Origin of the sequence: Rugamonas sp. DEMB1 (assembly GCF_029834475.1) — a bacterium.
GTDB classification, from domain to species: Bacteria; Pseudomonadota; Gammaproteobacteria; order Burkholderiales; family Burkholderiaceae_D; genus Rugamonas; species Rugamonas rubra.
Map to the genome: position 1 here is coordinate 2,043,451 of NZ_CP122407.1, position 10,362 is coordinate 2,053,812.

At 69.5% G+C, this 10,362-nt stretch carries 9 protein-coding genes; 6 read left to right on the forward strand and 3 right to left on the reverse strand.

All coding sequences use genetic code 11. The annotated features are described in order from the left end of the window. Window positions 1-172 precede the first annotated feature (172 nt). From QC826_RS09495 to QC826_RS09505, 3 genes are all read left to right on the forward strand, one after another. Complete coding sequence (locus QC826_RS09495) at window positions 173-1,501, forward strand: sigma-54-dependent Fis family transcriptional regulator (RefSeq protein WP_279766430.1); 1,329 nt, start codon at window positions 173-175, stop codon at window positions 1,499-1,501. Between the two features lie 52 nt (window positions 1,502-1,553). Continuing rightward, window positions 1,554-2,258, forward strand: coding sequence for a hypothetical protein (locus QC826_RS09500; RefSeq protein WP_313872851.1), 705 nt, complete (start codon window positions 1,554-1,556; stop codon window positions 2,256-2,258). A 69-nt stretch (window positions 2,259-2,327) separates the two neighbouring features. Continuing rightward, on the forward strand, window positions 2,328-2,636 hold the full coding sequence (locus tag QC826_RS09505; RefSeq protein WP_093386802.1) for an MTH1187 family thiamine-binding protein: 309 nt from the start codon (window positions 2,328-2,330) through the stop codon (window positions 2,634-2,636). A 42-nt stretch (window positions 2,637-2,678) separates the two neighbouring features. On the opposite strand, the gene arsA is transcribed toward QC826_RS09505, so the two are convergent. After that, entirely contained in the window at window positions 2,679-4,520 is a 1,842-nt protein-coding gene (gene arsA / locus QC826_RS09510) for an arsenical pump-driving ATPase (RefSeq protein WP_279765366.1), read from the reverse strand. A 328-nt stretch (window positions 4,521-4,848) separates the two neighbouring features. On the opposite strand from arsA, the gene QC826_RS09515 reads away from it, so the two are divergent. The 3 genes from QC826_RS09515 (at window position 4,849) to QC826_RS09525 (ending at window position 7,648) form a co-directional block, all read left to right on the forward strand. Beyond that, complete coding sequence (locus QC826_RS09515) at window positions 4,849-5,163, forward strand: hypothetical protein (protein WP_279765367.1); 315 nt, start codon at window positions 4,849-4,851, stop codon at window positions 5,161-5,163. A 142-nt stretch (window positions 5,164-5,305) separates the two neighbouring features. Next, window positions 5,306-7,150: an AMP-dependent synthetase/ligase gene (locus QC826_RS09520; RefSeq protein ID WP_279765368.1), complete on the forward strand. Its 1,845-nt coding sequence runs from the start codon at window positions 5,306-5,308 to the stop codon at window positions 7,148-7,150. 48 nt (window positions 7,151-7,198) lie between these two features. Beyond that, window positions 7,199-7,648, forward strand: coding sequence for a MarR family winged helix-turn-helix transcriptional regulator (locus tag QC826_RS09525; protein ID WP_279765369.1), 450 nt, complete (start codon window positions 7,199-7,201; stop codon window positions 7,646-7,648). A 13-nt stretch (window positions 7,649-7,661) separates the two neighbouring features. Here QC826_RS09525 and QC826_RS09530 read toward each other — a convergent pair whose 3' ends face one another. After that, window positions 7,662-9,626 (reverse strand): ATP-binding protein, encoded by a 1,965-nt coding sequence (locus QC826_RS09530; protein WP_279765370.1) that lies wholly within the window; start codon window positions 9,624-9,626, stop codon window positions 7,662-7,664. Further along, window positions 9,623-10,324 (reverse strand): YfiR family protein, encoded by a 702-nt coding sequence (locus QC826_RS09535; RefSeq protein WP_279765371.1) that lies wholly within the window; start codon window positions 10,322-10,324, stop codon window positions 9,623-9,625. Before QC826_RS09535 ends, QC826_RS09530 begins: the two co-directional genes overlap by 4 nt. Window positions 10,325-10,362: the final 38 nt, after the last annotated feature.

Below are 10,362 nucleotides of genomic sequence, written 5' to 3' on the forward strand. Positions count from 1 at the left end.
GCCATTGCGCTTGGCAGTGGCAGTGGTTTGGCAGTGTTGTTGACAGCGTGGCAGCGATGGCGCACAGTGGCGGGCATCGTCAGGAGAGTTCATGTCGCGCACCATCCCCATCGTCCCGGCCGCCGTCGGCGCGGCCAGCCCCTCCTGCGCCGCCACCGGTTCTGTGCCGGACCTGCCCAAGCGCGCCCAGTTGCAGGCGCTGCTGTCGTATCTGGAGCACGAGGCGCAGCCGATGATCGTGCTCGACCCGGAGTACAACATCCTCGCCGCCAACACCGCCTACCAGCGCCAGTTCGCCAGCGTCGACCAGCCGTACATCGGCCACAAGTGCTACCGCATCTCGCACCACTACGATCTGCCCTGCGACCAGGCCGGCGAGCACTGCCCGATGACGCGGGTGCGCGAGTCGCACGGCCCGGACCGCGTGCTGCACATCCACCACACGCCGCGCGGACCGGAGCACGTCGAGGTCGAGCTGCGCCCCATCCTCAACAGCGGGGGCGAGATCTGCGCCTACGTCGAGCGGCTGGTGCTGGTGCGCAGCGCCTCGGCGCGGCCCAGCGGCGCCGGCCTGGTGGGGCGCTCGGCGGCCTTCAACCAGGCCATCGCCGCGTTGCAGCGGGTGGCGCCGGCCATGCTGCCGGTGCTGCTGCTGGGCGAGTCCGGCACCGGCAAGGAGCTGTTCGCCCGCGCCGTGCACGAGGCCAGCGCGCGCGCCGGCGGCCCCTTCGTGGTGGTCGACTGCTCCGGCCTGACCGAGACGCTGTTCGAGAGCGAGTTGTTCGGCCACGAGAAGGGCGCCTTCACCGGCGCCAGCGCGCGCAAGCAGGGCCTGGTGGAGACGGCCCAGGGCGGCACGCTGTTCCTCGACGAGATCGGCGACGTGCCGCTGGCGATGCAGGTCAAGCTGCTGCGCCTGATCGAGACGGGCACGTACCGGCGCGTCGGCGGCGTCGAGAGCCTGCGCGCCGACTTCCGCCTGGTGGCGGCGACCCACAAGCCGCTCGAGCGCATGGTGGCGGAGGGCGCCTTCCGCACCGACCTGTACTACCGCATCAGCGCCTTCCCGATCCACCTGCCGGCGCTGCGCGAGCGGCGCGACGACATTCCGCTGCTGGTCAACTCCTTCCTGCAGCACAGCGAGCCGGGCCGGCGCGCGCTGGCCATCACGGCGGAGGCGATGGCGCAGCTGCAGCGCCACGACTGGCCGGGCAATGTGCGCGAGCTGCGCAACGTGCTGGAGCGGGCGCGCCTGTTCAGCGACGACGGCGTGATCCGCGGCGCGCAGTTGCCGCCGCTGGGCGGCCTGCCGCTGCGGCCGGCACTGGCGGCGCCCGCGGCGCTGGCGACGGCGGCGGTAGTGGAGCACGGCGCCATCGACGGCGCCGCGCTGGAACAAGCGGTGCGCGATTTTCGCGGCACGCGGCGCGCGCTGGCCGCGCACCTGGGCCTGAGCGAGCGCACGCTGTACCGGCGCTTGAAGGCGCTGGGGCTGGCGTGAGACGACCAGGTGAATTTATCGAATTTTTGGGAAATGAAAGTAGACTATGACAATGATTGAATTACCATTTCGGGCGACGACCGAAGAGGCCTGCGACTGGCTGGCGCAGCAGACCGCCACGCCGTGGACCTTGGCGCGGTTGATCGAGAACGAACTGATCCCCTACGTCTGGCTGGACTACGACGCCGCCTATCCCGAGCTGTTCGGCGACGCCAACGGCGGCTACGCGGCACCCATCTTTCTCGAAGGCGACACGCAGCGGCTTGCCGCCGGCAGCGCGGACGTGCTCATTACGACCACCAAGGACGCCTACAAGATCGTCACCAAGCTGCCCGAACCGGGCTTCCGCCGCGAGCTGCACGAGCTGCGCTTCCAGAAGCGCGACCTGGAGCGGCTGGCCGCCAAGCTGAAACGCGAGGCCGAGCCGGTGCCGGTGAAGGTCGAGGCGGCGAAGGAGTCGCAGGCCGGCATCAACCGCGAGCAGGTGCTGGCGGCCTTCGCCGGCATGGCGCGCCTGGATCTGGAGCAGGCGCTGACCGACGCGCTGGGCATCTTCAGCGACGACGGCGCGCGGGTGAAGAGCAGCGTCAAAAAGACCAAGAAGAACGCCGTGTGGAATCCGATCACGCTGGCGCTGGGCCTGAACGACGTCTACCGCGTGCCGATCTCGCGGCTGAAAAAGGCCTTCCAGCAGCACGAGTTTTTGCACGAGTGGGTGCCGGAATGGGAACAGTCGCTGGCGCTGCTGGGCAAGTAGGACGCCTGTGCCGCATTGATGCCGCCGGGCGGCGGCCGCCGCGCGGAACACGTAATTGAAAGGTTTGCCATGGTTTTGCTTGAATTTTCGATGTCGCCGATGAGCCAGGGCGAAAGCGTCAGCCGCTATGTGGCACGCTCGCTGGACATCATCGACAAGAGCGGTTTGCCCTACCAGTTGACGCCGATGGGCAGCATCATCGAAGGCGAATGGGCCGAGGTGATGGCGGTCGTCACCGCCTGCTTCGAGGCGATGGAGACGGACTGCGAGCGCATCAGCACGCAGATCAAGATCGACTACCGCGCCGGCCCGGCCGGCCGGCTGAAGTCGAAGGTCGACACCGTCGAGAGCATACTCGGCCGAAAACTGTCGACCTGAGCGTCGACCCGCCCGCCGCCCCGGGCCGGCTGCCGCGCCCGGCTACGGCGCCGTCACCAGCTCGCTCAACTCGGCGACGCCGACCGGCGCCTTGCTGCGCCATGGCAGCACGAACAGCCGTTCGGCCAGGCCGCCGGCGATGCGCGCCATTTGTTTGCGCTCGCCCGCCATTCTGGCGGCCAGCACCGGGTCGTGCGTGCCCGACGCCAGGATGCTCTTGTTGAGCACCCAGGCGTAGGGTTGGATGTCGGCGCGGCGCAGATCGTCCTGTAGCGCGGCGGCCTGCGACACCGGCGTCACCTCCGGCAGCGTCACCAGGATGATCTTGGTGTAGCTGGCGTCCTGCAGCCGCATCAGCGGCGTGACGATGCGCGCGCCGGTGTGGCCGGCGAACTCGCGCACCATCTGCCGGTGGTAGGCGCCGGTGGCGTCCATCAGCAGCAGCGAATGGCCAGTGGGCGCCGTGTCGAGCACGACGAAGGCGCTGCGCGCCTCGCCGACCACCTTGGAGAAGGCGTGGAACACGGCCACCTCCTGCGTGCACGGCGACTGCAAATCCTCCAGCAGCAGCGCGCGTTCCTGCTCGTTGAGGGCGGGCGACTTGGCCGCCATGATCTTGTCGATGTAGCGCTGCGTTTCGATCTCGGGATCGATGCGGCCGACCAGCAGGCCGGGCACCTCGCCCTCCAGCGTGGCGGCCAGGTGCGCGGCCGGGTCGGTGGTGCTGAGGTGGACGCTCTTGCCGCGCCGGACCAGGCCGAGCGCCAGCGCGGCGGCCACCGTCGTCTTGCCGACGCCGCCCTTGCCCATCACCATGATCAGGCCGTGGCCGGCTGCCGCCAGTTGGTCGGCCAGCGCGTCCAGCCCGCCTTGCGACAGCACGGGTTCGGCTGTCGCCATCGAGGCCGCCGAAGCGGCCGCTGAACCGCCCGCTGAATCGGCCGCAAGTTCGGCCGCAAGTTCGGCCGCGTGGTCGGCCGCGGCGGCCGGCGCCAGCAGCGCGCGCAGCGCGGGCAGGCCGACGGTGTCGAAGGCGCGCAGCGGCACGCGGTCCTGCGGCAGCGCGCGCAGCGAGGCGGGCAGCGCGTCCAGCGCCTGCCGGCCCAGCTCGGCGATGGCGCAGGCCACCGCGTCGCTCGGATCGCTGGCCTGGAACACGCCGTTGACGACCAGCCGCTGGTTGTCCACGCCCAGCGCGCGCAACTCCTCGCAGGCGTGCTCGGCCTCGTTGATCGCGCCCTTGTCCGGCCGGGTCACCAGCACGATGGTGGTGCGGGCGGCGTCGCCCAGCGCCGCCAACGCGGCCTTGAAGTGGGCCTCCTGCATTTTCAGGCCCGAGTGCGGTCCCAGGCAGGAGGCGCCCCGGTCGTTGTCCTCCAAAAAGCCGCTCCAGGCCTTGGGCAGGCTGAGCAGGCGCAGCGTGTGGCCGGTCGGCGCCGTGTCGAACACCACGTGGTCGTAGGCGCTGGAGTCGTCGGACAGCAGCGAGGCGAATTCGTCGAAGGAGGCGATTTCCGTGGTGCAGGCGCCGGACAGCTGCTCGCGCACGGTGGCGCGTTCGCCGTCGCTGGCGGCGGCGCCCATCTGCGCCAGCACGCGGCGGCGGTAGGACTCGGCCGCCGTGTCCGGGTCGATGTTGAGCACCCACAGGCCGGGCGCGCCGGGCACCGGGGTGGGCGCGTTGGCCAGCGTGATGCCGAGCATCTCGTCGAGGTTGGACGCCGCGTCCGTGCTCACCAGCAGCACGCGCTTGCCGCCGTCGGCCAGCGCCAATGCGGTGGCGGTCGACAGCGAGGTCTTGCCGACGCCGCCCTTGCCGGTGAAGAACAGGTGGCGTGTCGGTTGCTGCAGGAAGCTCGGCGCTGCGGGTGCTTGGATTTCCATCGGTTTGCCTCGGCTTGAAATCGTTGGGCGGAGCACGCCGGGGAAGGGCGGCCTCGCGCTGGAGCGGTTCATCGTAGTTCCGCGAGTGCGGGAAAAAATTGATATGGATCAAAACGCACCGAAAAAGGCCAAAAATACAAGCTTCCTTGCACCGGCCTGAGCCGACACCGCCGTGGACGTTGCTTCGCGATCAGAGAACGTTTTGACCTAGATCAATCTAATGGTGAATCGGGCGCGACACAATGGTCCTGCCATCGCGAGCTGCCAGTTGCGCCGGTTTGTTGCCGACGCGCATTTCCATCACCCGGAATATTCCCAAGAGGCCCCCATGAAATCCGCCCACCGTTTCGCGCCATCCGCCGCCCTGATCGCCACCCTGCTGGCGCTGGCCGGCTGCGCCACACCGCAGGACGAGCACCGTGGCCATCATCCACAATCGGCGGCGCCGGCCGGTGGAGCCAAGACCGGTGCACACGGGGAAATGCCGATGATGGAGATGAAGAGGATGTGCGAGATGCACGCCAATATGATGCGCGGGAAAACGCCGGAGGAGCGCCAGGCGATGATGGCCGAGCACATGAAGGGCGACTCGGCTGAAACGATGAAGAAGAAAATGACGATGATGGACGAGAAGTGTAAATAGTTCGCGTCGCAAACAGAATCATGTGCATTTGAACGCGCGCGCCGCTTCAATGCTTCCGGTATTCGCCGCCGACAGAGCTGCCTTGACAATCATTGCCTAGGCAAGTATCTTCCCGCAATCGAGAATACATTGGAACGCGCGCATGACACTCCCCAACACAAGCCAGTCGATCGACGGCATTGAAACCCTGGACGCATTGTTCGCGTGGCGTGCGCAAGCTAGTCCCAACGCCGAGGCATACCGCCAGTTCGATCCGACCGCGCAGCAGTGGGTGAGCCATAGTTGGCGCCAGATGGTCGAGCAAGTGGACCTGTGGCGCGCCGCCATCGCCAAGCTCGGCCTGGCGCGCGGCGCGCGGGTCGCCATCCTGCTGCCAAACAGCGTCGCCGCCATCTGCGCCGACCAGGCGGCGCTGGCGCTGGGGTTGGTCACCGTGCCGATGCACGCGCTCGACAACCCGGCCAGCATCGGCTACATCCTGAGCGACTGCCAAACCTCGCTGCTGATCGCCACCACGCTCAAGCAATGGCAGGCCATTGTCGCCAGCAGCGGCGCGCTGCCCGATCTGAAGCAGGTCGTCATCGTCGAGGACATGGCGGCGGACGAGGCGCAGGACCGTTCCGCCTGGCCGGCGCTGGAGCACGTCGGCACCTGGCTGGGCCAGGGCGCCGCGCCGTCGCTGCCCATCGCGCCGCCGGTGCAGCCGGAGCAGCTCGCCTCCATCGTCTACACCTCGGGCACCACCGGCCGGCCAAAAGGGGTCATGCTGAGCCACCGCAACGTGGTGTCCAACGTGCGCGCCGTGATGAGCCGCGTGCATCCCCAGCCCAGCGACGTGTTCCTCTCCTTCCTGCCGCTGTCGCACACCTTCGAACGCACGGCCGGCTATTACCTGCCGATGGCGGCCGGTAGTTGCGTGGCCTTTTCCCGCTCGGTGGCCTTGCTGGGCGAGGACTTCAAGATCGTCCGGCCGACCATCCTGATTTCGGTGCCGAGGATTTATGAGCGCATCCACGCCAAAATCCAGGAGGGCCTGGCGCAGGCTGGCGGCGCCAAGCGCATGCTGTTCGAGAAGGCGCAGGCGGTCGGTTGGAGCCGCTTCTGCCGGCGCCAGAAGCTGCCGTTGGAAGCCGGCGCCGGTGGCGTGCTCGACGCCCTGGTCTGGCCCTTGTTGGACCAGCTGGTGGCCAGCAAGGTGCGCGCCGTGTTCGGCGGCCGGTTGCGCTGCGCCGTGACCGGCGGCGCCGCCATGCCGATGGGCGTGGCGCGCACCTTCCTGGCGATGGGCATCCCGCTGCTGCAGGGCTACGGCATGACCGAGACCTCGCCGGTGGTGGCGGCCAACGCGCTCGACAACAACTGGCCGGCGACGGTCGGTTGCGCCCTGCCGGGCGTCGACGTGCGGATCGGCGAGGCCAGCGAGCTGCAGGTGCGCGGCGCCTGCGTCATGCAGGGCTACTGGGGCCGCCCCGAGGACACCGCGCTGGCGATGACGGCCGACGGCTGGCTGCGCACCGGCGACCAGGCGGTGATCGAACAGGGCCACATCCGCATTTCCGGCCGCATCAAGGAGATCATCGTCACCTCGACCGGCGAGAAGATCGCGCCGGCCGACGTCGAGCTGGCGATCATGTCCGACCCGATGTTCGAGCAAGCCATGATCGTCGGCGAGAACCGTCCGTACATCGCCGCCTTCGTGGTGCTGAACCGGACGCTGTGGCCGGCGCTGGCCAAGGAACTGGGCGTGGATGTGTCGGCGATGCTGGAGGCCGACGCCACGGCCGTGCACGCCGCGCTGCTGGCCCGCATCAAGGACGGCTGCAACCACCTGCCTTACTATGCGGTGCCGCGCACGGTGTCGTGGAGCATGGCGCCGTGGACGGTCGAGCAGGGCTTGATCACGCCGACGCTCAAGCTGAAGCGCAAGGCGCTGCAGGGCCGGCTGTCGACGGAGATCGAAGCGACCTACGCGCGCAAGGGGAAGTAGGGCGCTCGCGCCCCTGCCTGACAATCGATTCTTGAACCAGGACGCTCCATGCGGCAAATCTACACGCAGAAGAATTACCAGCCGCGCTCCAGTATCGGCGCCCTGGTGCACCGCGCGCGGGCCGAGATGGTCGACGCGCTGGACCGCGAGATGCTCCAGTTCGACCTGACCGCCGCGCAGTACGTGGTGGTGTCGATGCTGGCCGAGGGCCGCTGCGACAACGCGGCGCAGATGTGCAAGGAGATGCCCTACGACCCGGGGGCGATGACGCGCATGCTCGACCGGCTCGAGCAGAAACAGTTGGTGCGCCGCGTGCGCAGCCAGGAGAACCGGCGCTCGGTCAAGCTGGAGCTGACCGAGGCCGGCATCGCCATCCACCCGGTGCTGCGGGCGGCCTCGATCGCCGTCTTCAACCGCCTGTTGCACGGCTTCAGCGTGGACGAGGCGCGCCAGTTCGAGTCGTTCTTGATGCGGCTGTTGGCCAACGCGGACGGCTGACGCCGCCCCGCCGCTACGCCTTCACCGGCAACACCAGCACGAAGCGCGTGCCCACGCCGAGCGTGCTGTCGACGTCGATCTTGCCGCCCAGCAGGCCGTAGACGATGTTGTAGACGATGTTCAGGCCCAGCCCCGAGCCGCCCTTGCCCAGCTTGGTGGTGAAGAAGGGGTCGTAGATGCGCCCCATGTTCTCCGGCGCGATGCCGCCGCCGTTGTCGCTGACGCAAACCTCGATCATGCCGCCGTCGAGGCGGCGCGCCGTCACCAGCACCTCGCCGCTGTCGTGGCCGTCGAAGGCGTGGCTGAGGGCGTTGTTGATCAGGTTGATCATCACCTGGCCGAAGGGGCCGGGGTAGCTGTCCATCTCGATGTCCGGCGGCACCTCCTGGCGCACCGTGATGCCGCTCTTCTTGAAGCTGGGCAGCAGCACCAGCAGGATCTCGTTGACCACGTCGTGCAGCTGGAACAGGCGGCGCTGCGAGGTGGTGCGGTCGACCGCCACCTGCTTGAAGCTGGCCACCAGGTCGACGGCGCGGTGCAGATTGCGCAGCACGATCTCGCCGCCGGCGCCGACGCTGTCGATGAAGGCCATCAGCGTCGAACGCTTGAGCCCCTCGGCGCTCTGCTTGGCGAAGCTGCTGGTCTGGTCGATCAGCGTGCTGACGGCCAGCAGGCTGTTGCCGATCGGCGTGTTGAGCTCGTGCGCCACGCCGGCCACCAGGGCGCCCAGCGCGGCCAGCTTCTCGCTGCGCACCAGCTCGTCCTGCGCCAGCTGCAGCGTGGCCAGCGACTCGGCCAGCTCGGCGTTGGCGTGCACGGTCTGCTCGGTGCGCACCTGCACCAGCTCCTCCAGGCGGTCGCGGTACTGCATCAGCTCGACCTCGCCCTTCTTGCGCTCGCTGATGTCGGTCGAGACGCCGCAGATCGCCCAGATCTTGCCGTGCTCGTCGAGCAGGGGGAACTTCTCCGACAGGTAGGTCAGCGGCACGCCGGTGCTGTCGGGCACCACCTCCTCGTAGGTGACGGCCTGGCCGCTGTGGCGCACCTGGCGGTCGTTCTCGAGGATCACGCCGGTGCTGTCCTCGGGGAACAGCTCGGTGTCGTGGTGGCCGATCGGCTCGGGCGTGCCGGGCGGCAGGATCTGGCGGAAGCGCTGGTTGACCAGCAGGTAGCGGCCGTCCATGCCCTTGACGTAGATGATCGCCGAGGTCTTCTCGATGATGCTGTTGAGCAGGGACTGGCTGCGCCGCAGCTCGGTCTCGCGGGTGGCGATGGTGGCGAGCATGGCGTTGAAGGCCTCGGCCAGGCGGCCCACCTCGTCGTGGGCGACGACGGGCGCGCGCAGGTCGAAGCGCTGCTCGCGGGTGACGCGGTCGGCCACGCGCGACAGCGCCAGCAGCGGCTGGGTCACCAGGCGGCGCAGGGCCAGCATGTGCAGCAGGCTGCCGATGAACAGGGTCAGCAGCACCACCGCCAGCACCAGGCCGTACTGGCGCAGGCGCGTGCCCAGCAGCGGCATGGCGTACTCGACCTCGAGGTAGCCGACCACCTCGCGCTCGAAGCGCACCGGCATCAGCATGGTCAGGAAGTCGCCGTGGAAGCGGTGGCCGAGACCGGCCAGGTCGGCCGGCCACAGGCAGGGCGTGGCGCCGCCCCGGCTGAATTGGGCGAACAGCTGGCGGCGCGCGTCGAACAGGCAGGCGCCGTGCACGTCGGGGCTGCCGCGCAGCGCCGCCAGGGTGCGCTTGGCGGCGCCGCGGTCGCCGAAGTTGAGGTCGACGTCGAGGTTCAGCGTGACCAGCTCCATGCGGCTGGCCAGGCCCTGCACCAGGCGCGGCCGCACCGCCAGCACGTCGTAGGAGGCCAGCGTCAGCAGCGCGGCCAGCATGGCGATGGCCGCCGTCAGCACCGACACCAGCAGCAGCTTGCGCTGCAGCGCCAGGTCGCGCAGCGGCACCAGGGCGGGGCGGGGGCTCATTTGGCGCCGCCGCCGACGACGCGTTCGGCCAGGCCGAGCACGCGCGGGTTCAGGCCCAGGCCGGACTGCTTGGTGGCGTTCAGGTTGACTTCGAAGCGGATGCTGCCGTCGACCAGCATCAGGTTGATCATGCCGCCGTCGTTGAGGAAGCCGGCCGAGTCGCCGATGGTGAGCACGGCCTGGTCGCGCAGGCGCGCCAGCAGGGCGGCCTGGCGCGGCTTCTCGGCGGCGCTGATGTAGAGGGCGTGGCAGGCCGCCGCGTCCTCGCCGCGGGCCAGGCTGCGCAGCTCGAGCGGGTGGGCGCCGGCGCTGCGGCTGTGCAGTTCGCGCCCGATGTCGGCCGTGCCCTGGCCCAGCAGGCACAGCACCAGCGGCGCGCGCGGGTCGGCGAAGGCGGCGGCCGGCCAGCTGGCGTAGCGGGTGAAGTTGAGGATGTAGGCGGCCTTGATCTGCGGCTCGGGCAGGGCGGCCAGGTCGTCGGCGCCGACCGGCGCGGCCAGCGCCAGGGTCAGGGCCAGCGTCGGCAGCCATGCCGCCGGCCGGGACGGCGGCCGCGCTCGCCAGCGCCCCGGCCGCTGTGTCGGCCGTGGCGCCGGCCCCGGCCCTGGCCATGGCGCCGGCGCGGCCGACACCGGCGCGGCTGGCGTGTCGAACGTGCTGGCGGCCGCCCTCATCGGAGCACGGCGGGCAGCGGGCATGGCGGGGCGGCGCCGTCGGGGCGCGCGGCGTGCAGCGT

Coding starts and splice junctions, on each gene's coding strand:
- QC826_RS09500 (WP_313872851.1), top strand. CDS start 1,554: ATGATTGAATTACCATTTCGGGCGACGACCGAAGAGGCCTGCGACTGG.
- QC826_RS09505 (WP_093386802.1), top strand. CDS start 2,328: ATGGTTTTGCTTGAATTTTCGATGTCGCCGATGAGCCAGGGCGAAAGC.
- arsA (WP_279765366.1), bottom strand. CDS start 4,520: ATGGAAATCCAAGCACCCGCAGCGCCGAGCTTCCTGCAGCAACCGACA.
- QC826_RS09515 (WP_279765367.1), top strand. CDS start 4,849: ATGAAATCCGCCCACCGTTTCGCGCCATCCGCCGCCCTGATCGCCACC.
- QC826_RS09520 (WP_279765368.1), top strand. CDS start 5,306: ATGACACTCCCCAACACAAGCCAGTCGATCGACGGCATTGAAACCCTG.
- QC826_RS09525 (WP_279765369.1), top strand. CDS start 7,199: ATGCGGCAAATCTACACGCAGAAGAATTACCAGCCGCGCTCCAGTATC.
- QC826_RS09530 (WP_279765370.1), bottom strand. CDS start 9,626: ATGAGCCCCCGCCCCGCCCTGGTGCCGCTGCGCGACCTGGCGCTGCAG.
- QC826_RS09535 (WP_279765371.1), bottom strand. CDS start 10,324: ATGCCCGCTGCCCGCCGTGCTCCGATGAGGGCGGCCGCCAGCACGTTC.